Source organism: Micromonospora sp. NPDC050187 (assembly GCF_044459745.1).
Lineage (GTDB): Bacteria > Actinomycetota > Actinomycetes > Mycobacteriales > Micromonosporaceae > Micromonospora.
Genome location: NZ_JBITJH010000002.1, coordinates 458,706 through 480,301, shown reverse-complemented (window position 1 = coordinate 480,301; position 21,596 = coordinate 458,706). Strand labels below are relative to the sequence as shown.

Genomic DNA, 21,596 nt, shown 5'->3' with positions numbered 1-21,596 from the left:
AGGCCATGCGGGAGTTTCTGGTCGTGGTCAACGACGAGGAACAGTATTCGATCTGGGCGGCCGACTCCGAGCCGCCGGCCGGCTGGCAGCCCACCGGCCACCGGGGCACCGAACAGGAGTGCCTCGACCACATCGACCGGGTGTGGACCGACATCCGCCCGAGATCGGCCCGCTGAGTCGCGGGACGCAGTACGTCCGGCACGGTCACACGGGGGAGACACCGAGGTGTGGAACAGAGAGCTGTACATCAGCGGGGTCGGCAGCTACCTGCCGGCCCCGGTCCGGGCGGCGGACGCGGTCCGGGAGGGCCGCTACGCCGCCGCCGACCACGACGACGACGAACTGGACCTCGTCCTGGTCGAGACGTCGGCCTCGCCGGCGGAGATGGCGGTCCACGCCGGCCGGCAGGCGCTGGCCGACACCGACAGCCCCGACGAGATCGCCCTGCTGCTGCACGGCGCCAGCTACTACCAGGGCCAGGACTTCTGGACCCCGGCCACCTACGTCCTGCGGGAGCTGATCGGCAGCCGGGTGCCGGCGTACGAGGTGCGGGCCGCCTCCAACAGCGCCATGGCCGCCCTGGAACTGGCGGCGGCGTACCTGCTGGCCGACCCGGACCGGGCGGCGGCCCTGATCACCGTCGCCGACCGGTTCACCCTGCCCGGGTTCGACCGATGGGCCACCGACGCCGGGGTGGTCTACTCCGACGGCGCCGCCGCCGCAGTGCTGTCCGCCCGGGGCGGCTTCGCCCGGCTGCACGCCGTCACCTCGCGCACCGATCCCGAGCTGGAGGAGCTGGGCCGGGACGTCGAGCGTTTCCACGACGCCCCGGTCCCCGGTGGACGTCCGCTGGACCTGCGCGCGTTCAAGCGCCGGTACCTGAAGCGGGCCGGCTTCGCGGAGCTCTCCCACCGGTTGACCACCGGGCTGCGGGAGAACGTGACCGCCACCCTCACCGCCGCCGGCGGCGACCTGTCCTCGGTGGACCTCTTCGTCCTGCCCAACCTGGGCCGTGACCTCGTGCAGTGGGAGTTCCTCGAGCCGCTCGGCATCCCCGTCGAGCGGACCTCCTGGGACAACGCCCGCCGGATCGGTCATCTCGGCGCGGGCGACCAGTTCGCCAACCTCGCCCACCTGCGCCGGACCGGTCGCCTGTCGGCCGGAAACCGGGTCTTGCTGGTGGGCGTCGGTCTCGGCTTCAGCTGGACCAGCGCACTGCTGGAGATCACCACCACCGGACCGGGAGCACCGGTCGGTACGTCCACCGACCGGTCCTGACCATCCCCGTCCCCTCTGCCCCGGCGATCGGAGGCCACCACCATGAACTTCGTGCGGCTCACTGTGTTCAAGGAGGTCGTACGGCAGGGCTCGCTCACCCGGGCGGCCAAGCACCTGACCTACACCACCTCGGCGGTGTCCCAGCACATCTCCGCCCTCGAACGGGAACTGGGCGCGGTGCTGCTGGAGCGGTTACCCCGGGGCGTCCGCCTCACCGAACCCGGCCGGGCCCTGCTCGACCACGTCGAGCGGATCCTGGACGAGTACCACGCCGCCAAGGGCACCCTGGAGGCGATCGCCGCGGCCACTGGCGGCCGGCTCCGGCTCGGTTCCTTCCCCACCGCCGACGCGACCCTGGTCGCCCGGGCGGTGGCGCGGTTCCGGCGCAGCTTCCCCGCGGTCGACCTCACCCTGCACCGGGTGGACCTGGCCGAGGCCGCCCACCGGCTGGTCACCGGCGAGCTCGACATCTCACTCGTGTACGTCTTCGACGGGCAGGACCACAAGCAGCTCACCGGCCTGGAACTGGGTCACCTGCTCGACGACCCGCTGCACGTCATCCTCCCGGTGGGCCACCGGCTCGCGGGCGCGGGCCCGATCTCCCTGGCCGACCTGGCCGAGGAGAACTGGATCCAGGGCACCCGGCAGAACCCCGTCGACGAGGTGCTGCCCGAGGTCTGCGCGCAGGCCGGTTTCCTGCCCCGCGTCGTGCTGCGCACCGACGACCAGATGTCGGTGCAGGGGCTGGTCGCGGCCGGGGTCGGCGTCGGGCTGGTCTCCTCGCTGGCGGTGCCGGTGCTCCGCGCGGACCTGGTGGCCCGCCCGGTCGCGGAGCCCGGCCTGACCGGGCGGATCCACACCGCCCAGCCGCTCGGCCTGACCCAGCTGCGCTCGGCGAACATCATGCGGGAACTGCTGGTCGAGGCGGCCCGTTCGGCGATCCGCCCGGAGGTCCCGCCCCGGGTGCCGCTTCCGGCCCGCCGCTCCTGACCACCCCCGCCACCCCACCTCCCTGCCCGACCTTTCCGCCTTCCGCCTGGGTGGTTGCCGGGGTCCCCTCCTCGGCAGAAAACGGTAGGAGGGGACCCCGGCAACCACCTCACCCCCGGCAACCACCGCAGCCTGGCGACCGCCTCAGCCGGGTGTGGGTGTGGGCGTGCGGTCCAGGTGGCGTCGTACCCGGGCCTGGAGGTCGGCGGGGTAGGCCTCGCGCAGGGAACTCTGCGCGAGACGCCCCGCGCCCACCGGCGGCAGCAGGCAGTCGTGCACCACCCGGGGGCCGGTCCGGGCCTGGCGTTCGGCGTCCGAGTAGCAGGCGAGGATCGGCAGGATCTCGCCGACGCTGACCGCGCTCCGGTCCACCGGATGCTGCCGGGTGCCGAGCGCCCAGAGCAGCTCCCCGGTGTCGGCCGGGTCCACGTCGTCGTCGAGCACGAACAGCTTCGGCACGGTGAAGCCGAACTTGCTCGCCCAGACGACCTCGCCGATCCGGTCGCACAGCTCGGCGGTGCCGGTGTGCGGCAGCCGTTCGTGCCAGTCGGCGGCCACCGTCACCACCAGCCAGTGGTTGGCGGTCTCGAACGGTGACCAGACGGTGGTCACCGGCAGGCCGGCCGCGTGCAGCAGGCCCAGCGCCTCGGCCGAGAAGCAGAGCCCGGCGGCGGTGTGGTACTCGTCCACCGGGCGGCCCTCGGCGACCAGCGGCCACACCGCGTCGTGCCGGTGGGTGACCGCGGTGACGGTGTAGACCGGCTGCCGGCTGGTCTCGGTGACCAGGTAGCCGGGGTACTCGCCGAACGGGCCCTCGTCGGCGTCCCGGTCCGTCGAGACGGTTCCCTCGATCACCAGCTCGGCGTCGGCGGGCACCGCCAGGTCCACGCTGACACACCGGACGAGGTCCAGCGGCCGGCCGTAGTGGGCGCCGAGGTAGCCGACCTCGTCGACGTGGTCGGGCAGCGGCATGCTGGACACGAACGGGATGGCCGGGGCACCGCCCTGGAACAGCGCGAACGGCATCGGCTGGCCCCGTTCGGCCCACATCTGCCAGATCATGGTCAGGTGCTGCCCCGGCACGAACAGACCGGTCATCCGCCGGTCGTCGAGCTGCTGCACGCGGGAGATCGACCAGTTGGTCCAGGACCCGTCCGGCGTGCGGGCCACGATCGTGCCCCAGGTGTTGACGTACGGGCCGCCGTCGCCGAGGTGCAGGGTCGGCACCGGCAGTCGGTCCAGGCCGGCGTCCGCGCCGAGGCGTACCACCTCCTGGCACGGTCCGGCCGCCACCAGCCGTGGTGGCACCGGCTGCCGCTCGCGGACCCGGGCCAGCCGCCGCACCAGGTCGGCGGCGGTGCTCTCCGGCGGCATGCCGAGCGACAGCGCCACCCGGGCGAGCGGCCGGTGCGGGTCGCGGCTGAGGGCGGCCTGCCCGGCCAGCAGCCGGATGCCCTGCCCGCCCCGGGGACGGTCGAACAGCAGGGCGGGTGATCGGGTCTCGTAGCTGTGCCGGGCGAAGGCGGCGACCTCCAGGTCCGGGTCGACCTCCTCGCTCACGACGCGCAGCTCACCCAACCGGTCCAGCGCGGCCAGGTGGTTGCGCAGGTCGGGGAGTTCGGTCACGGGACACCTCCGTTCGGTCCGGGCCACCGCCGCGACGGGCCGTCGTCGGCGGGCACTCCCTGCGGGGTACGGGCGGGCACCCGGCCCGCCGACGTGTCGAGGCCGGTGAAACCGCCCCGGTAGAAGACCAGCGGTTCACCGCTGCCCGGCCCGATGTCGACCACCCGACCGAGGTGCAGGACGTGGTCGCCGCCGTCGCTGCGGGCCCAGGGCACGCAGTCGACGTAGCCGAGGCAGTCGGCCAACCGGGGGGAGGGGCGGTTCCGGCACCATTCGACCAGCGGACGGCGGAGCTGCCCGGAGAAGTGCAGGGCCAGGTCGCGCTGCCCGGCGGCGAGGATGTTCACGGTGAACGGCACCGTCGGCAGGTGCCGGTTCGCCCGACTGGTCCGGTGCACCGAGACCAGCACCAGGGGTGGGTCCAGGGACACCGAGGTGAAGGCGTTCACCGTGATGCCGCCGGCCCCACCGTCGGGCAGGGGGTAGGTGACGACGGTGACGCCGCTGGCGAACGACCCCAGCAGCCTTCTGAGGTCGCGGGGCGCGACGGCCATGCGGGCACCTCCCACGATCAGCCGGACTCCTCGGCGGCCAGCACGAAGTCGTACTCGGCCACCAGGTCCCGGTCCTCCGGACGGGGTTTGAGGACCAGCTCGTCCTTTACCGCCTCGGCGACGTCGCTGTCCAACCAGGGGTCGTCGGCGAAGTAGAGCTGGGTGGTCAGCGGCCGGTGATCGGGCGCGGAGACCTTGAAGTGCAGGTGTGCCGGCCGCCACGGATGCTTGCCGAGCAGGGCGAACAGCCGGCCGGACGGGCCGGCCGCCGGGACCTGGTACGCGCCGGGCCGGACGGTCCGGATGTCGAACCGTCCGGCCGGGTCCGTCACCACCCGGGCCCGCAGCAGGTACGCCGGCAGCTCCGGCGCGAAGTGCGAGTACCCGCCGGTGGCGTCGGCCTGCCAGGTGTCGAGCACCGCGCCGGGCAACGGTGTGCCGTCCGGCCTGCGGACCACGCCGGACAGCCGGAGCACCCGGCCGGGTTCGTCGGGACGCTGCGGCAGCGCGCACGGCGACTGCCGCAGCGGGGCATCCGGTACGTAGAACGGCCCCTCCACGGCGCCCGCGCCGGCCCCGTCGACCGCGTTGAACGTCTCGACCGTCTGCTCGAAGAGGATGTCCAGCAGCAGCGGCCACTCGCCCGCCTCGCCGACATCGATCAGGAAACTCTTGATCGTCTGGTAGTCCGCGTAGCTGATCCCTTGACGGACCAGGGACTTCCGGACGTGTGCGACGAGTTCGCCGGCGAAGGCGGCGACCCGGTCCTCGGGCATCTCGTGTCCTCCTCGGTGGGGGGCCGGCCGGTGGCGGAGCACCGGCTCAGGCGATCAGGTCGGGGGCGGTCCAGCCGTCGAGGTCGTACTCGGCGAGGCAGCGGTCGACCAGGGCGCGGAACTCGTCGAGCCGGCCGTTGGTCTCCGCCTGGCGGACCAGGTCGAGCCGGACGCCTTCGTGGTTGCCGGCGTAGTTGCGCTCGTAGAGTTCGTGCCGGCCGGCGAACTCGGTTCCCACGCAGTCCCAGAGCAGCTTCATCACCTTCACCCGGTCCTGCGCCTCGTAGCCGTTGCTGCCCCGCAGGTAGCGGTCGAGGTAGGGACGGACCTCCGGGTTGGCGAAGTCCCGGGTGCTGGAGTTGACGTAGATCAGGCCGCTGCCCACGTCCTGCTCGATGATCTCCTTGACCCTGGGGTAGCCGACGGTCATGAACCAGCGGTACGCCATCCCGTACTCCGGGTTCGGCAGGACCGACCCGCCCGCCCAGGGCAGCGGGTTGCGGGCCATCGCGTCGCTGATGCCGGCGAACAGGTTGCGCCAGGCCAGCACCTCGCCGAAGCGGCTGCGCACGCCCCGGTAGTCGGCCGTGCCGGTGATCTCCAGGGCCTTGGCCAGCAGCCCGGCCAGGAATTCCAGCTTCACGGTCAGCCGGATGCAGCCGTGGAAGGTGAACCGGGGCACGAAGCCGGAGCCCGGGAAGAAGTCGTTCGCCCGCTCGACGTCGTGGTAGACGAAGACGTTCTCCCACGGCACCAGCACCTTGTCGAGGACGAAGATGGTGTCGTTCTCGTCCAGCCGGCTGGAGAGCGGGTAGTCGAACGGGCTGCGCGCCGCCGCCGCGGCGGTGTACGACGGACGGCAGATCAGCTTGACGCCGGGCGCGCCCACCGGGATGGTGCACACCAGCGCGAACTCCTTGCGCCGGATCGGCAGGCCGTGGTGGGCCACGAAGTTGTAGTGGGTGATCGCCGATCCGGTCGCCACCACCTTCGCGCCGCTGACCACCACCCCGGCGTCGGTCTCCCGTTCCACGTGGACGAACGTGTCGGCCACCTCGTCCGGCGGCAGGTTGCGGTCCACCGGCGGGTGGATGATGGCGTGGTTCCAGTACAGGACCCGTTCCTGGGACTCCCGGTACCAGCGCAGCGCGTTGTCCCGGAACGGCTGGTAGAAGTCGGCGTTGGCGCCCAGGGTGCCCAGGAAGCTGGCCTTGTAGTCGGGGCTGCGCCCCATCCAGCCGTAGGTCATCCGGGCCCACTCGGTGATCGCGGCCCGGTCGGCCAGCAGGTCCTCGGCGTTGCGCGGGGCCCGGAAGAAGGAGTGCGTCCGGCCGCCGCTGCCGGTGTCGGTGGGCACGGTGAGCCGGCCGGCGGTGTCCGGGTCGTGCAGCGCGTCGTAGAGGCGGGCGGTCATCCGTACCGGGTTGCGGAAGGCCGGGTGGGTGGTGACGTCCCGGACCCGTTCCCCGTCGAGCCAGACCTCCCGGCCGTCGCGCAGGCTTTCCACGTACTCCGCCCCGGTCAGCGGACGCCGGGGCGGCGTCGGCCCGGTCACGCGACCGGGACCGGGTCGGACGGCGTGGTCACCCCGGCGGCCCGGCGCAGCGCCCCGGTGCGGATCAGCCCGGCGACCGCCTCGACGTCGAGATCCAACCGCCGGTCGCCGTCGACGAACGGGGACACCTCGCGGATCGCCGCGTGCACCCGCTGGACGGCGGGGGAGGCGTTCGTCGCGCCCCGCAGGTCGATCGCCTGGGCCAGCGCGATCAGGTGGATGGCGGCGACGCTGCGGGTCAGCTCGACGATGGTCCGCGCGTCCCGGGCGGCGATGGTGCCCATGCTGACCTTGTCCTGGTTGTGCGCCTCGGTCGAGCGGGAGAAGACGGTCGCCGGAGCGGCCGTCTTCAACGCCTCGGCGGTGACGGCCGAACAGGCGATCTGCATGCCCTTGAAACCGTGGTTCAGGCCGGCGCGCGCGTCGTCCGGCGCGGTCGGGCTGACCAGGTTCGGGGTCAGCCCGTTGTTGAACTTCTCGTCGACGATCAGCTCCAACTGGCGGTCCAGCAGGTCGGCGATGTTGGCCACGGCCACCTTGAGGCTGTCCATGGCCTGCCCGAGGTGCCCGGCGTAGAAGTTCCCGCCGTGGTGCAGCGCGCCGAGCTCGCCGTCGAAGAGCGGGTTGTCGGTCGCGGAGTTGATCTCTGTGGTCACCCAGGGCCGGACCCAGGACAGCGTGTCCCGCAGCACGCCGGTGACGTGCGGCGCGCACCGGATCGAGTACTTGTCCTGGATCCGGTGGTCGAGCCGGACGTAGCCGCGCTCGCGCAGCGGTTCCCGGCGCAGCAGGATCTCCTCGTACGAGGTGGTCAGCGCGGAGCCGGCGAGCAACTCCCGGATCAGGCCGGCGCTGTGGCCCTGCCCGGGGTGCGGCTTGCTGTCGTGGACGAAGGGGTGGAAGTGCGACGCGTTGCCGAGCAGCGCCTCGCACGACATCGCCGTCGCCAGGTCGGCCACGAAGGCCAGTTCCTCGGCGTCGGCGGTGGCGAGCGCGGCGAAGGCCGCGGTGAACGAGGTGCCGTTGATCAGGGACAGGCCCTCCTTCGGCTCCAGCCGTACCGGTTCCAGTCCCTCCTCGGCGAGCGCGTCGGCGATCGGGCGGACCGTGCCCCGGTGCGCGACGTCCCCCTCACCGATCAGCGCGGCGGCGACGTAGCAGAGCGGCACCAGGTCCCCGCTGGCCCCGAGCGATCCCCGTTCCGGGATCAGCGGCAGGACGTCGCGTTCGACCAGGCGCAGCAGCAGCTCCACGGTCCCGGGTCGGATCGCCGAGACCCCACGGGCCAGGGAGTTCGCCCGGATCAGCATCGACGCCCGCGCGACCTCCGGCGTGGCCGTCGGGCCCACGCCGTTGAGGTGGTAGAGGACCAGGTTGCGTTGCAGGTCCCAGGCCTTCTCGGGCGCGATCTGCCGCACGCAGCTGTCCCCGAAGCCGGTGGTGACCCCGTAGATCGGGATGCGCTGCGCCAACAGTTCGTGCTTGAGGTCGAGAGAGGACTTCATCGCGTCGGCCGCCCCGTCGCCCAGGCGCAGGGCGACCTGCCCGGCCGGCCGGGCGACGGACACCACCTCCTCGATGGTCAGCGAACGGCCGTCGAGCACCAGATCGGCGCTCGGCATGGATCGGTTCATCGGGTGCTCCTCGCAGGGTGGACCGGACGGGGAATCAGAATCGTGCTCGGAGATCGCCGGTAATGGGAGGCGCCGGGAGGTGGGAAGTGATCAGGTGATCGACACCCTTCGTAGTCTGCGCACTCCGGTGGCGTCCTGTCTTCCGACCCAGGTCCGGTTTCCGGCCCCGTCCCCGGTCCGGCCCACCCGCTGGTGGCCGGACCGCGGTCGAGGTCGTCGCGGTGTCGCAGGCTCGGTGGAGGAATTCAGAAACGCTGATACCGGGCGGTGGTAACTCTTAATTTCCTTCGTTGGATTGATTCCCGTCGCCTGTGTAGGCTCATCGGTGTCCACAGATACGCCGCAGTTAGCCGGAACGGAGGGTCTGGTGGGCGCTGGTCTCGCAGAATCCGTGGCGCCGGTCGGTGGCGCGACGGGCCGCATCCGCATACTCGTCGGCGGCAACCATCCGATATTCCGGTCCGGTCTCGGCCTGATGCTCGGGGAACTGTCCCCGGCGTTCACGATCGTGGGCGAGGCGGCCGAGGCCGAGGTGGTCGCCGACGCCGCCCGGCGGTGGGCGGCCGACGTCGTCGTCTACGACGAGGACAGCCTGGGGTCCGCGTCGGTGTTGGCGTCCGTCGCGCAGCTCGCCCCGCAGCGGTCCGCCCGGGCGGTCGTGCTGCTCGGTCTCGACGCCGGGGACTCCTGTCGGGAACATCTGCGGGTCGGGGCCCGGGGACTGCTGTTCCGCGACGGCGGCGCCGACGAGCTGGGGTTCGCCGTCCGGTCGGTGGCCGAGGGCGGTGTCTACCTCACGCCCCGGCTCGCCGGGGTGATCGTGCGGCCGCTGGTCCGCTCGGGGCGCCCCGGCGGGTCGGCAGGGCGACCGCTCGGCCGGGGTGACCCGCTCACCCTCCGGCAGGCGGAGATCCTCGACCTGATGCTCACCGGAGTGTCCAACGCGGAGATCGCCGCCGAGTTGTCGCTCAGCGAGAAGACCGTCAAGTTCCACGTGTCGAACATTCTGGGAAAGCTGAACCTGAAGAACCGGACCCAGGTGTTGGCCCACCTGATGGGTGGGCAGCGGATCATCGCCGGCGGCGGTCCGGAGAAGAGGTGACGCCGGCCGCAGGCGATCCGGACCGCAGGATCGTGGCACGCGGTGGGTGTTGCGGGCTGGAACGGTCGCATCCGGCCGGACGCGGCCGACGACAACTGCGGGAGAACAACAGTAATCCATCCATCGACTCCGATAGCATATCCGTCTCCGTCCGGCCCGAAATGGCGTTCGCTCTCGGCGTATGGCCGAGGTTGACCCTCTCCCGCAATGTCGACTACGGTCGGTCGTGATCTGATAAACGTACGGTCGGCCGGTGCTATCTCCGGCGACTCCGTGGCCTGCGACGACGGGCCGGTTGACCTCCCCGAACGCGAAGGGTTCTGCGCGTGGATCATTCGACGACCCCCGGCGATTCCGCGACCGAGATCGGATCGGCGGGCACGGTCCAGGAGCGTCCCGCCGCCGATGCCGTACCGCCGGATCCGACCCTCCCGGACGACGACCGCGCACCCACCCGTATGCCGGCGGCGTTCCATCGCCTGTGGACCGCGGCGGTCGTCAGCGGCCTCGGGGACGGCCTCCGCTACACCGCCCTGCCGCTGCTGGCCGCGAGCGTGTCCCGCGCTCCCGGCGACGTCGCCGCGGTGACCGTCGCGGGCACGCTGCCCTGGCTGCTCTTCGGCCTGTTCGTCGGGGTGCTGGCCGACCGCGTCGACCGGCGCACCCTGATGTGGACCACGGACCTGGTGCGCGGCATCGTGGTCGCCGCCTTCGCGGTGCTGCTCGTGGTCGGCGAGCCGTCCATTCCGCTCATCGTGGCCTTCGCGTTCGCCGTGGGCAGCGCACAGGTGGTCTTCGACACCGCCGCCGGGGCCTTCCTGCCCGCCGTCGTCGGCCCGGCGCAGCTCGGGGCGGCCAACGGTCGCCTCATGGCGGCGCAGGTGCTCACCTCGCAGTTCATCGGTCCGCCGATCGCCGGCCTGGTGTTCGCCTTCAGCGTCAGCTGGTTGTTCGCCGTGGACGCGTTCACCTTCGTGCTCGCCGCGGTGCTCGTGCTCACCATCCGGGTGCCCCGCCGTGAGCCGGGGGCGGACGGTGCCGGCGTCGGCCGGGACGTGATCGAGGGCCTGCGGTGGCTCAACCGGCACCGGGTGCTGCGCGACCAGTCGGTCATCTACGGGGCGATGGCCCTGGTCAGCGGGGCACTGCTCGGCATCTTCGTCCTCTACGTCAACGACCACCTGGGCCTCGGCAGCCTCGGCTACGGCCTGCTGATGGCGTGCTTCGCCCTCGGCAACGTGGCCGTCGCGCCGCTGGTGCCCCGGCTGCGCGCCCGGTGGGGCGACCGGTCGGCGCTGACCGCCGCGGTCCTGGTGGTGACCCTCACCCTCACTTCGCTGGCCCTGCTGCCGACGCCGGTCGTCGCCGGTCTGTCCCTGTTCTTCTTCGGGGCCGCCGCGATGACCTGGATGGTGGTCACCGTGACCGTCCGCCAGGAACTGGTCCCCGACGCCCTGCTCGGTCGGGTCACCAGCACCTACCGGATGATCGGGTTCGGGGCCAACCCGCTCGGCGCGCTGGTGGCCGGGGTGACCGCCACCCTGATCGGCATCCGACCGATGCTGGCCACCGGCGCGGCCCTGGTGGTGGTGGTAGCGGTGGCGTTCCGGGCCGGCCTGGGCAGCCAGACGGCCGTCGACGAGCACGTCGGAAAGGACCCGGGCGAAGCCTGACCGTCCACCGTCCACCGTCCACCGTCGACCCGCCCGGCGGTGGCCCGACCCGCGTCGGGGCGGGTCGCCCGCGACGACGAGGAGCCGCGATGACCGTCCCCTCCCGGGCGTCCGCCCGCGCCGAACCGGGCTACCGGCCCACCCTGGTCGAGCCGGGGCTGGTCCAACTGGCCAACAACGAGGTGCCCGACGGGCCACTGCCCGGGGCGGCCCGCGCGCTGGCCACGGCCACCACGGGCGTCAACCGCTACCCGGATCCGTCCGCCGCCTGGCTGGTCGCCCGGCTCGCCGACCACCTCGCGGTCGACGCCGGGCGGGTCGTCGTCGGCGACGGGTCGGTCAGCCTGTGCCAGCAGGTCCTCCAGGCGCTCTGCGGACCGGGCGACGAGGTCGTGGCCGGCGCTCCGTCGTTCGAGCTGTACCCGGTGCTGAGCCGGGCCGCCGGTGCCGTGCCGAGGCCGATTGCGCTGACCGGCGAGCACGTCCTCGACCTCGACGCGATGGCCGCCGCCGTCACCCCGGCCACCCGGGTGGTCTTCCTGTGCAACCCGAACAACCCGACGGGCACCACCGTCGACCGGGAGCGCCTGGACCGGTTCCTCGACCGGGTGCCGGACCGCGTCCTGGTGGTGCTCGACGAGGCGTACCGCGACTTCGTCGACGACCCCCGGGTGCCCGACGGCGTCGTCCCGGCCCGCGCGCGGGCGAACGTCGCGGTCCTGCGCACGTTCTCCAAGGGGTACGGGCTGGCCGGGCTCCGGGTCGGCTACGGCGTGTTCCCGCCGCCGGTCGCCGACGCGGTACGCCGGCTCGCGTTGCCGTACGCGGTGAACGCGCTCGCGCAGACCGCCGCCCTCGCCTCGCTCGACGCCGGGGACGAGTTGCGCGACCGGTGCCGCCGGATCCGGCGGGAACGGGACCGGGTGCGGACGGAACTGGTCCGGGCCGGGTTCGCCGTCCCGCTGAGCCAGGCCAACTTCCTGTGGCTGCCGGTCGGCGACCGGGCCGAGGCGCTGGCCGCGCACTGTCGGCGGCACGGGGTGCTGGTCCGCGCGTTCCCGGGACTGGGCGTGCGGGTCAGCGTCGGGAAGCCGGCCGAGAACGACGCCTTCCTCCGGCTGGTCCGCACACCGAGCGCGCCCGATCCGGCGAAAGCCGGCTGAGCACGCCCGGGACGCGTGACGGCCAACCCCGGCGCGGGCCGCCGGACGGACCCGGAGCCGGGTCGCTCAGCCGGTCCTGACGGCCTGGAGGGTGTACGTGAGGGGCAGTCGCTCCGGTCGCTCGGTGAGCCGCCACTCGTCGTCGTCGCCGAGCGTCATCCGGCCGGGCAGGGCCTCCCAGGGCGCGCTGTCGTGTTCGACGAACCCGGTGACCTGGAGACCGGCGGCGAACACCGCGCTGATCACCTCGCCGATGCCGTGGTTCCACTCGTGGGTCACGTTGTGGGTGAACGTCGCGTCGGTCGCCACGTAGGTGCCGCCCTCGTCCCAGACGGACGGCTCGGGCATCTCGAAGTACGGGAGTTCCAGGGCGAGGATCCCGTCGGTGCGGCGGTCGTCGACGGCCCACAGCATCGGGTGTCCCTCCCGGAGAAAGAGCCGCCCACCCGGCTTGAGCAGGCGCCCGATCACCTCGGCCCACCGCTCGACGCTGGGCAGCCAGCACAGCGCGCCGACCCCGGTGAAGACCAGGTCGTAGCCGCCCGCGTCGAGCACGTCCGCCGCGTCGTAGACGTCGGCCTCGACGAAGTCGACGTCGACGCCCGCGCTGCCGGCGAGTCGGCGGGCCTGGGCGAGCGAGGCCCCGGAGAAGTCGAGCCCGGTCATCCTCGCCCCGAGCCGGGCCAGCGAGACGGTGTCGGTGCCGATGTGGCACTGCAGGTGCACGCCCCGCAGTCCGGCGACGTCGCCGAGGCGGGGCAGGTCGAACCGGACCACCGAGCTGAGGAAGTCGGGGTCGGCGGCGAACCGGTCGACGGCGTAGTCCGGGGAGGCGGCGTGGGCGGCGGCACGCTCGTCCCAGTTGGCCCGGTTGACGGTGCGGTAGTCGAGCATGGCGTGGACGCTGACACAACCCGGCCCCACCGCGCCACCGACTTCCCTACCGCCCGCTCGGCGACGATCCCACCCCAATATATGGACAAGCCTGAATGTGATCGGTACCGTCCCCTCATCCTGATCCAGTTCGTCGATGTCGAACGATGGGGGTTCCTGTGTCCTGGAGAAACATCCGAGGTCCGGTCCGGGTGGCCATGCTGTCCGCCGCCGTCCTCCTCGCCGCCACCCCGGCCGCCGCGACGGCCGCCCCCGCCGGTGACGTCACCACGGCGGTGGCCGCCCGGCTGCTCGGCCAGAAGAGCGTCACCGCCGACCCGCACCTGCGCACCGCCGACGCTGACGACACCCGGATCACCGTGACCCGGCGCGACGGCCGGAACTGGGCCTTCGGCACCGCCGTCGTGGTCGCCCCGCAGGTCGAGGACGCGTACCCGAAGGGCTCGGTCTTCGTCGCCCACCGGGACCGCTCCGGCTGGCAGGTGGCCTTCGACGGTGAGGCCGGCTTCGCCGAACTCGCCGAGGACGCCCCGTCCACCGTCGTGTCGGCCCGGGAGAAGGAGGTGTTCGGCGCGCCGTCGCCGGGGACGATGCTCGCCAACGGTGACATGCGCACGGGCATGCGCCTGCCGTACGCCGTCGGCCAGACCTGGTCGTACACCGGTGGACCGCACGGGTGGGGTGGCAGCGAACTGCCGTACAGCTCCATCGACCTGGCCGGCGGCGACCAGCGGGTGCTCGCCGCGCGCGGCGGCACCGCCTACACCATGTGCCGGGGCTGGATCCGGGTCATCCACGACCGGGGCTACTCCACCGACTACTACCACCTGTGGAACAGCATCAACGTCAACGGCGCGAGCGTCGGCGAGGGCGCCTACCTGGGCGACACCGGCACCGACGTCACCTGCGGCGGCGCCGCCTACGGCCGGCACGTGCACTTCGGCCTGCGGCAGAACAGCGCGTACGTGCAGATCCACGACCACAGCCTCGGCAAGTGGGTGTTCATGAAGGGTGGCGCCGCCTACCAGGGGTACGCCCTGCACGGTTCGACGCGGGTCAACACCGGCGGCGGGCTGTACAACTACGGCGCGCTCGGCTTCAACCAGGCCATCGTCGACGCCAACGGCGGCGGCTCGGTGAACAAGCGCCGTGGCCCCGGCACCGGCTACGCGGTGGCCGGTTCGGTGGGCGACGGCGCGACGGTGACCATCTCCTGCTCGGCCAACGGCACCACGCACACCGGCCGGTACGGCGCCACCGCCCTGTGGAACCGGCTCAGCGACGGCACCTGGGTCAGCGACGCCTTCGTGTGGAGCGGCCTGAACGGCCCGGTCAACGGCTGGTGCTGACGCCACCGGAGGCCCCTGCCATGACCGCCGGTGGGCCAGGAAGCCAGGTGACTCCTGCCCGGCCACCCGGTTTGCGGTGATCCGACGTCCGCTGGCGGGTGGACATGAGCACCCCTACTCATCCGCCCGCCAGCGGTGTTCGGCAAGCTCGACGCATGACCGACCCCACGTCACCCCTCGACCGGCCCCTGGGACGGGTGGGCATCACCGCGGTCGGTGCCAGCCTGCCGGACCAGGTCGTTTCCACCGCCGAACTCCAGCGCCGGATCGCCGAGGCCAGCGGCCTGCCCCTGCCGGCCGGGCTGCTCACCCGGATGACCGGGATCACCTCCCGCCGGATCGCCGCCGACGACGAGTACGCCTCCACTCTCGCCGTCCGCGCCGCCCGGGCGGCGCTCGCCGCCGCCGGACGCGAGCCGGAGGAGGTGGACCTGCTGCTCTTCGCCTCGGCCACCCGGGACATGGTCGAGCCGGCCACCGCCCACATCGTGCAGGCCGAACTGGGCGGCCACGCGCACGCCCTGGACGTCACCAACGCCTGCAACAGCTTTCTCAACGGCATCGACCTGGCCCGTTCCAGCATCCTCGCCGGTCGCGCCCGTCGGGCCCTGGTGGTGACCGGGGAGACCCCGACCCGGGCGATGCGCACCCGGATCACCGACCTCGACGAGGCCCGTCGCGCCTTCGCCGGCTACACCTTCGGGGACGCGGGCGCGGCCGTGCTGGTGGAGCCGGTGGACCGGGGCGGAATCCTCGACGTCGACACCGAGACGTGGTCCGAGCACTGGACGGTGGGCGGCATCCCCGGCGGCGGCTCCCGGCATCCGCGCGGCGACGAGCACACCTACTTCGCCGGCGACGGGCGGACCCTGCGGGACGTCTTCGAGAAGATCGGACCGGACATCCTGCACCGGGTCCGGCACCGCACCGGCCTCGACTGGTCCGACTACGCGCGGGTGCTGGTGCACCAGGTGACCCTGCCGTACCTCGACCGGTTCGTCGAGGTGACCGGCGTGCCGAAGGACAAGCTGGAGGTCACCGTCGCCGAGCTGGGCAACCTGGCCAGCGCCACGCTCGGCGTCCAGCTCGCCCGGGTCGAGGCCGCGCTGCGCCCCGGGGAACGGGTGCTGTTCATCGGCCTCGGCGGCGGGGTCAGCCTGATGACCATGGTCTGGGAGAAGTCGTGACCGCGCTCTGGGTGGTGGTGCCCGCGTACAACGAGGTCACCCGGATCGGTGCCACGCTCGACGCGCTGGCCGTGCAGAGCGACAGGGAGTTCACCCTGCTCGTGGTGGACAACGCCTCCACCGACGGCACCGCCGACGTGGTCCGCCGGTTCGCGGCCCGGTCGCCGGTGCCGACCCTGCTGATCGAGGAGCGGCAGAAGGGCGTCGGCGCGGCCGTGGACACCGGCTTCCGGTACGCCATCGCGCACGGGGCGACCCTGATCGCCCGGACCGACGCCGACTGCCTGCCCCGACCCGGATGGGTGGCCGCCGCCCGCCGCGCGCTCACCGCCGGGGCGGCCATGGCGTGCGGGCGGATCGAGGCCCGCCGCGACGAGCACGGCCCGCTCGGCCGGGCCGGGTTCCGCTGCGTGGTCACCGTCGCGGCCACCTTCGGGCGGCTGCGTCCCGCCCACCGGGGCTCCGGCTACCGGGCCCCGTACCGGATGCACGCGGGCAACAACATGGCCATCACCGCGCGGGCCTACCTCGCCGCCGGCGGGATGCCCCGCCGGCCGTCCCCGACCGACCGGGAGTTCCTCAACCGGGTCCGTCGGGTCACCGACGCGATCGTCCAGGAGCGGACGATGGTGGTGGAGAACTCGACCCGGCGGCTGCGCGCGTACGGACTGCTGCGCAGCGCGGCCTGGTACCTGGACCGGGGCAGCGGCCAACTCTCCCCGGACCCGCGCTGACCCCCTCACCCTGCCCCACCGGGAGACATCCGTGCTCGACGAACTGGCCGCCACCCTCCGCCGCCGTCCGGACGCCCCGGCGGTGCTCACCGCCACCGCCTCCGGCCGACCCCGGGTCCGTGCCACCCGGGGCGACCTGGCCGACCTCGCCGACGGTTACGCCGCCGCCCTGCACCACCACGGGCTGGTCGCCGGGGACACCCTCGGGGTGGCGGTGCGCCCCGGTCCCCGGTCGCTGGCGGTCCTGCTCGCCGCGCACCGGCTCGGACTGCGGGTGGCGGTGCTCGACCCCTCTGCCGGCCCCGAGGTGCTCACCGCGCGGCTGGCCCTGGCCCGTCCCGCCCTGGTCGTCGCGGACGCCGCCGCCCAGGCGGTCGCCGGCTGGGCCCGACCGCTGGCCGGCCGCGCCCGGTTGGCGCTGCCCCGGCTGGCCGACCTCGGACCGGTCCGCACCGTCGGTCGCCGGCTGCCCGGCTGCGCCCCGGCGCTGCGACCCCGCCCGGGACCGGCCCCCACGCCCGTCGACGACGACGGCGACGCGGTGATCATCTTCACCTCCGGCACCACCAGCCGACCCCGGGCGGTGGTCCACCGCCGCTCCGGTCTGGACGCCGGCATGCGGGCCGTCGCCGACCTGGTCCGGCCGCGACCGGACCAGCCGGTGCTCGGCGGCACCTTCTTCGTGCTGATACCCGCCCTGGCCAGCGGCGCCCCGGTCGCGCTGCCGGCCCGGTCACCCCGGCGGCTCGCCGGTCAGCTGGACCGGTTGCGTCCCCAGGCCAGTTACCTCACCCCGCCGCAGGTGCGGGCCCTGCTGGCCGAGGGGCCCCGGCTCAGCGGCCGGTTCTACAGCGGCTCCGCCCCGGTGAGCGCCACCCTGCTCGACCGGGTCCGGCAGGCCGGCGCGGACGAGGCCTGGGGGGTGTACGCGCTGACCGAACTCTTCCCGGCCGCCGCTGTCGAGTCGGCCGAGAAGTCCGCCTTCACCGGTGCCGGCGACCTCGTCGGGTCGCCGCTGCCGGGCGTACGGACCCGGATCGGGACGGACGGTCGACTGCTGCTCGCCGGGCCGGGCCAGGCGCACCGCTACCTCGGCGAGCCACCGGCCGAGTGGGTGGACACCGGGGACGTGGCCCGCTACGACGGCGAACGCCTCGTCCTGGCCGGCCGGAGCAAGGACATGGTCCTGCGCCGTGCCGTCAACATCTATCCCGGACTGTACGAGCCGGGGCTGCACGTGCCCGGGGTCAACCTGGCGGTGCTGGTCGGAGTGCCGGCCGGCGACGGGGACGAGCGGCTGGTCGCCGTGGTCGAACCCGAACCGGGGGTCGACCCGGACCGGTTGCGCCGCTGCCTCGACCCGGTGCTGACCCGGATGGGGGCGGCCCGCCCCGACGCGCTGGTCGTCGCGACGGTGCCGACCTCCGGCCGGTCCCGGAAACCGGACCGGGCCGCCGCGGCGGCCCTGGCCGCCGCCCGTACGGGGCATGCCGAACCGACCGGCCGGCGGTACCGTCGTGACTGACCCGAGCGTCTCCGCCGACCGGCGGCACCCGGGGCCGGGCCGGGGGCGACGCCGGGACCGCCGGGTCTACCTGCGCCGCTATCCGGTGCTGTTCACCCTGCTCACCGCCACCCGCCGCTGGCCGGCGCTGCGGATCGGCCGGACCGTGCTGGTGCACGACACGGACGCCTACCTCGCGGCGCTGACCCGGATTCCGCTGGACCGGCTCGCCGCCGGCACCGTGGGCGGCACCGCCCGCCGGCTCGGCACCGACGGTCTCCTCTTCGACCAGGAGGGCGCCGGGCACCGGCACGCCCGCCGGACGCTCGCCGACGGGCTCGGCCCGGCCGGGGTCGCCGAACTCCGTCCGGTCTGGACGGGGGTGCTGCGCGAGCGCCTGGCCCCGCTGGACGACGGCGCGGCGGTGGACCTGGTGCCGGTGGTGGCCGAGCTGGCCGGGGCGACCACGGCGGCGCTGCTCGGGGTGGACGTCGATCCGCTCGCCCTGGCCGACGCCGCGCGCCGCGCGGCCGCCACGGCCGCCGCCGAGCATCTGCCCGGCCCGCGCCGGCCCGGTAGCGCCCGCGCCGCCCGCCGCGCCGTCGCCGACCTGGCCGACCTGCTCGGCCTGCCCCCGCAGCGGGCCGCGCTGGCCGGCATGCTCGCCGTCGCGGCGGTGAACACCACGGTGGCCGGCGTCCCCCGGGCGGTGGCCTGGTGTGCCGACGACCGGCTCTGGGATGCCGCGGCCGACGCCGACACCCGGGACGTGCTCGTCGACGAACTGCTGCGGGTCACCGCGCCGACTCCGCTGCTGCCCCGGGTGGCCGCCGGTGCCGGCACGGCGGCCGGCTGTCCGGTCCGGTCCGGGGACCGGCTGCTGCTGGTCGCCCGGCACGCCGCCGGGGCGCACCGGTCCGGACCGGACTGTGCCGCGCCCGCGCCCACCCGGACCGCACGGCTGGTCTTCGGGGCGGGGGCGCACTCCTGCCCCGGCGCCCGGCTGGCCCGGGCACAGCTCGCCGACGTCCTCGCCGCCCTGGCGCCGTACCGGCCGGTGGTGGTGTCGGCCCGTGCCGACGGGCGGGCCGCGCTGCCCGGCTGGGCACGCCTGGTGGTCCGGGCTCCCGGGTGAACCTGACCGGCGTGCGGGTCGCGGTCACCGGGGCGAGCGGGTTCTGCGGCTCCGTTGTGGCGCGGGCCGCCGAGGCGGCGGGAGCCCGGGTGTGGTGCCTCGGCCGACGCCCGGGACCGGTCGGCCGGCACGTGCCGTGGGACGCCTCCCGGCAGGTCCCCGACCTCGCCGGGGCGGACGTGGTGGTCCACCTCGCGGCGGCGGTCGGCGACCCGGTGCCGGGTCCGGCGGCCGAACGCGCCTACCGGGCGGTCAACGTGGACGGTACGGCCCGGCTGCTCGACGCCGTCGGCGACCGTCTGCTGGTCTGGGTGAGCAGCGCCAGCGTCTACCGGCCCGGGGGAGCGGGGCCGGTCGACGAGGACCATCCGGTCGACGGTCAGTTCACCGCGTACGGGCGCACCAAGGCCGCCGGGGAACGGCTCGCCCTGGCGGCCGGTGCGGTGGTGCTGCGTCCCCGGGCGGTCTACGGGCCGGGCGACCCGCACCTGCTGCCCCGGCTCCTCGCCGCCCGCCGGGGGCGGTGGCTGCCGGTGCCCGGTCCGGACGTGTGGTTGAGCCTCACCGCGGTGGAGAACCTGGCCGACGCCTGCCTGGCGGCGTCCGCCTGGCCGGGCGGGGCGTACAACGTCGCCGACGATCGGCCGTACTCGCGTGACGCGGTCCTGCGCGGGGTGCTCGCGGCGACCGGCAGTCCGGCGCGCCTGGCCCACCTGCCGGTGGGTGTGGCGAACGCCGCGGCGACCGTGGCGACCACCGTGGCCCGGCTGACCCGCCGGCCGCCGCTGCTGACCCGGTACGCGGTCGACCAGCTCGCCCGGGGGATGGTCCTCGACATCGGCCGGGCCCGCGCCCGGGGGTACCGGCCGGACCGGACCTTCGACGACTACCTGGGCCACCTCGGCGGGTGACGGCGGCACCGCCGAGGGCGGTGTCCGGCAGAAAATTCGACTTTTTTTGGGAGCGCTCCGACGGACAGCTCGCCGATGTTACCGACGGGTTCCATCGCAACCGTGCTGACCTGCGCAGATAGCTTTAATCGCCACTAAACATCCGACAGGCCACTGTCGGCACTGAAGCAGCGAAGAGCCGCTAGTCCGGCCAACCGGCACGCTTGCGACGGATGTCAGACGTGTGAATACTTCGACGCACCCCGATCGGCTGAGCCTCACCAGCCGAAAGGTTGCCCGGGGCTGCCTGTTCGGCGGCCCGCCCTCGTACATGGAGGTAAGCACATGCGACTCTCCGGGTCCCCGCTGCGCCACGTCACCGCCACCGCGGTGGCCGGTGTGCTGGTCATCGGCTCCTTGACCGGCGCACCCGCTCAGGCCGCCCCCGAGACAGCCGCTTCCCCCGACCAGGCCGCCAAGCTGGCGGCCACCCTCGGCGACCGCTCCGCCGGGACGTACGCCCAGGCTGACGGCTCGATGGTCGTCACCGTCACCGACGAGGCCGCCGCGAAGAAGGTCCGCGCGGCCGGCGCCACCCCCAAGCTGGTGACCCGGGGGGCCGACGACCTGAAGCGGGCCACCACCGAACTCGACCGCTCGGCCCGGATCCCCGGCACCGCGTGGTGGACCGACCCGGCGACCAACCAGGTGGTCGTCTCCGTCGACAGCACGGTCACCGGCGCGAAGCTCAAGCGCGTCGAGGCGGTCGCCGAACGGCTCGGTGGCACGGTCCGCGTCGAGCGCGAGTCCGGGGTGCTGAGCACCCGGGCCGCCGGTGGCGAGGCCATCTACGCCGAGGGCGGCGGACGCTGCTCGCTCGGCTTCAACGTCCGCAGTGGTGACACCCACTACTTCCTCACCGCCGGCCACTGCACCGACATCACCGGCAACTGGTACGCCGACTCCGGGCAGAGCGCCCTGCTCGGCACCGGCGGGACCGGCAGCTTCCCCGGCGACGACTACGGCATCGTGCAGCACACCGCCGCGTCCGCCGCCGACGGCAGCGTCTACCTCTACGACGGCACCACCCGGGACATCACCGGCGCCGCGGACGCCTACGTCGGTCAGTCCGTGGAGCGCTCCGGCAGCACCACCGGCCTGCACAACGGGACGGTCCAGGCGCTCGACGCCACGGTGAACTACGCCGAGGGCACGGTCACCGGCCTGGTCCGCACCACCGTCTGCGCCGAGCCGGGCGACAGCGGCGGCGCGTTGGTCAGCGGCTCCACCGCGCTCGGCCTGACCTCGGGCGGCAGCGGCAACTGCTCCACCGGCGGGACCACCTACTTCCAGCCGGTCACCGAGGCGCTGAGCGTCTACGGCGTCGAGATCATCTGATCGTCCGACCCCCGCAGCGGGGGGGGGGCCCCCCCCGGGGGGGCCCCCCGGGGGGGGGGCCGGGCGGCCCCCCCCCCCCCCCCCCCCCCGGGGGGCCCCCCCCCCCGGGGCGGGCCGCCCCCCCCCCCCCCCCCCCCCCGGGGGCGGCCCCCCC

General features: G+C 73.9%; 19 protein-coding genes. 13 read left to right on the top strand and 6 right to left on the bottom strand.

The features are described from left to right. Positions 1 to 5: 5 nt before the first annotated feature. Genes ACIBJE_RS05305 through ACIBJE_RS05295 form a run of 3 tightly spaced genes read left to right on the top strand, consistent with a single transcriptional unit; the run spans position 6 to position 2,268 of the window. Positions 6 to 176 (top strand): MbtH family protein, encoded by a 171-nt coding sequence (locus ACIBJE_RS05305; protein WP_396743147.1) that lies wholly within the window; start codon positions 6 to 8, stop codon positions 174 to 176. Positions 177 to 225: 49 nt separating this feature from the next. After that, positions 226 to 1,278: a ketoacyl-ACP synthase III family protein gene (locus ACIBJE_RS05300; protein ID WP_396743144.1), complete on the top strand. Its 1,053-nt coding sequence runs from the start codon at positions 226 to 228 to the stop codon at positions 1,276 to 1,278. Positions 1,279 to 1,329: 51 nt separating this feature from the next. Further along, positions 1,330 to 2,268 (top strand): LysR substrate-binding domain-containing protein, encoded by a 939-nt coding sequence (locus ACIBJE_RS05295; RefSeq protein ID WP_396743141.1) that lies wholly within the window; start codon positions 1,330 to 1,332, stop codon positions 2,266 to 2,268. Between the two features lie 144 nt (positions 2,269 to 2,412). On the opposite strand, the gene ACIBJE_RS05290 is transcribed toward ACIBJE_RS05295, so the two are convergent. The 5 genes from ACIBJE_RS05290 to hutH are packed head-to-tail and all read right to left on the bottom strand — an operon-like array spanning position 2,413 to position 8,413. Next, on the bottom strand, positions 2,413 to 3,894 hold the full coding sequence (locus ACIBJE_RS05290) for a UbiD family decarboxylase (RefSeq protein WP_396743138.1): 1,482 nt from the start codon (positions 3,892 to 3,894) through the stop codon (positions 2,413 to 2,415). Continuing rightward, positions 3,891 to 4,448: a flavin reductase family protein gene (locus ACIBJE_RS05285; RefSeq protein WP_396743135.1), complete on the bottom strand. Its 558-nt coding sequence runs from the start codon at positions 4,446 to 4,448 to the stop codon at positions 3,891 to 3,893. The genes ACIBJE_RS05290 and ACIBJE_RS05285 overlap by 4 nt, the downstream gene beginning before the upstream one ends. 17 nt (positions 4,449 to 4,465) lie before the next feature. Then, entirely contained in the window at positions 4,466 to 5,224 is a 759-nt protein-coding gene (locus ACIBJE_RS05280; RefSeq protein ID WP_396743132.1) for a dioxygenase, read from the bottom strand. Between the two features lie 46 nt (positions 5,225 to 5,270). Beyond that, positions 5,271 to 6,779 carry a 4-hydroxyphenylacetate 3-hydroxylase family protein gene (locus ACIBJE_RS05275; RefSeq protein ID WP_396743129.1) on the bottom strand — a complete coding sequence of 503 codons (1,509 nt, stop codon included), beginning with the start codon at positions 6,777 to 6,779 and terminating at the stop codon, positions 5,271 to 5,273. Further along, positions 6,776 to 8,413: a histidine ammonia-lyase gene (hutH, locus tag ACIBJE_RS05270; RefSeq protein WP_396743126.1), complete on the bottom strand. Its 1,638-nt coding sequence runs from the start codon at positions 8,411 to 8,413 to the stop codon at positions 6,776 to 6,778. The genes ACIBJE_RS05275 and hutH overlap by 4 nt, the downstream gene beginning before the upstream one ends. A 367-nt stretch (positions 8,414 to 8,780) precedes the next feature. Between hutH and ACIBJE_RS05265 the strand changes: the two genes are divergently transcribed. The 3 genes from ACIBJE_RS05265 to ACIBJE_RS05255 all read left to right on the top strand — a co-directional run bounded on the left by ACIBJE_RS05265 (position 8,781) and on the right by ACIBJE_RS05255 (position 12,351). Then, complete coding sequence (locus ACIBJE_RS05265) at positions 8,781 to 9,515, top strand: LuxR C-terminal-related transcriptional regulator (protein WP_396743123.1); 735 nt, start codon at positions 8,781 to 8,783, stop codon at positions 9,513 to 9,515. Positions 9,516 to 9,841: 326 nt separating this feature from the next. Continuing rightward, the gene (locus ACIBJE_RS05260; protein WP_396743120.1) at positions 9,842 to 11,188 is read left to right on the top strand and encodes an MFS transporter; all 1,347 of its coding nucleotides are present in this window, start codon (positions 9,842 to 9,844) and stop codon (positions 11,186 to 11,188) included. 89 nt (positions 11,189 to 11,277) lie between these two features. Then, positions 11,278 to 12,351: a histidinol-phosphate transaminase gene (locus tag ACIBJE_RS05255; protein WP_396743117.1), complete on the top strand. Its 1,074-nt coding sequence runs from the start codon at positions 11,278 to 11,280 to the stop codon at positions 12,349 to 12,351. Positions 12,352 to 12,417: 66 nt separating this feature from the next. On the opposite strand, the gene ACIBJE_RS05250 is transcribed toward ACIBJE_RS05255, so the two are convergent. Then, positions 12,418 to 13,245: a class I SAM-dependent methyltransferase gene (locus ACIBJE_RS05250; RefSeq protein WP_396743114.1), complete on the bottom strand. Its 828-nt coding sequence runs from the start codon at positions 13,243 to 13,245 to the stop codon at positions 12,418 to 12,420. Between the two features lie 197 nt (positions 13,246 to 13,442). Between ACIBJE_RS05250 and ACIBJE_RS05245 the strand changes: the two genes are divergently transcribed. From ACIBJE_RS05245 to ACIBJE_RS05215, 7 genes are all read left to right on the top strand, one after another. Further along, on the top strand, positions 13,443 to 14,594 hold the full coding sequence (locus ACIBJE_RS05245) for a peptidase M23 (protein ID WP_396743506.1): 1,152 nt from the start codon (positions 13,443 to 13,445) through the stop codon (positions 14,592 to 14,594). A gap of 155 nt (positions 14,595 to 14,749) precedes the next feature. Next, on the top strand, positions 14,750 to 15,781 hold the full coding sequence (locus tag ACIBJE_RS05240; RefSeq protein WP_396743111.1) for a 3-oxoacyl-ACP synthase III family protein: 1,032 nt from the start codon (positions 14,750 to 14,752) through the stop codon (positions 15,779 to 15,781). Continuing rightward, the gene (locus ACIBJE_RS05235; RefSeq protein WP_396743108.1) at positions 15,778 to 16,515 is read left to right on the top strand and encodes a glycosyltransferase family 2 protein; all 738 of its coding nucleotides are present in this window, start codon (positions 15,778 to 15,780) and stop codon (positions 16,513 to 16,515) included. Before ACIBJE_RS05240 ends, ACIBJE_RS05235 begins: the two co-directional genes overlap by 4 nt. A gap of 31 nt (positions 16,516 to 16,546) precedes the next feature. After that, a complete protein-coding gene (locus ACIBJE_RS05230; protein WP_396743105.1) occupies positions 16,547 to 18,040 on the top strand; it encodes a class I adenylate-forming enzyme family protein in 1,494 nt (497 codons plus the stop codon). Then, positions 18,033 to 19,154: a cytochrome P450 gene (locus ACIBJE_RS05225; RefSeq protein WP_396743102.1), complete on the top strand. Its 1,122-nt coding sequence runs from the start codon at positions 18,033 to 18,035 to the stop codon at positions 19,152 to 19,154. The genes ACIBJE_RS05230 and ACIBJE_RS05225 overlap by 8 nt, the downstream gene beginning before the upstream one ends. 11 nt (positions 19,155 to 19,165) lie before the next feature. Continuing rightward, complete coding sequence (locus tag ACIBJE_RS05220; protein ID WP_396743099.1) at positions 19,166 to 20,065, top strand: NAD-dependent epimerase/dehydratase family protein; 900 nt, start codon at positions 19,166 to 19,168, stop codon at positions 20,063 to 20,065. Positions 20,066 to 20,389: 324 nt separating this feature from the next. Then, positions 20,390 to 21,442, top strand: a complete 1,053-nt coding sequence (locus ACIBJE_RS05215) for a S1 family peptidase (RefSeq protein WP_088984338.1) — start codon at positions 20,390 to 20,392, stop codon at positions 21,440 to 21,442. The last annotated feature ends 154 nt before the right edge of the window (positions 21,443 to 21,596 follow it).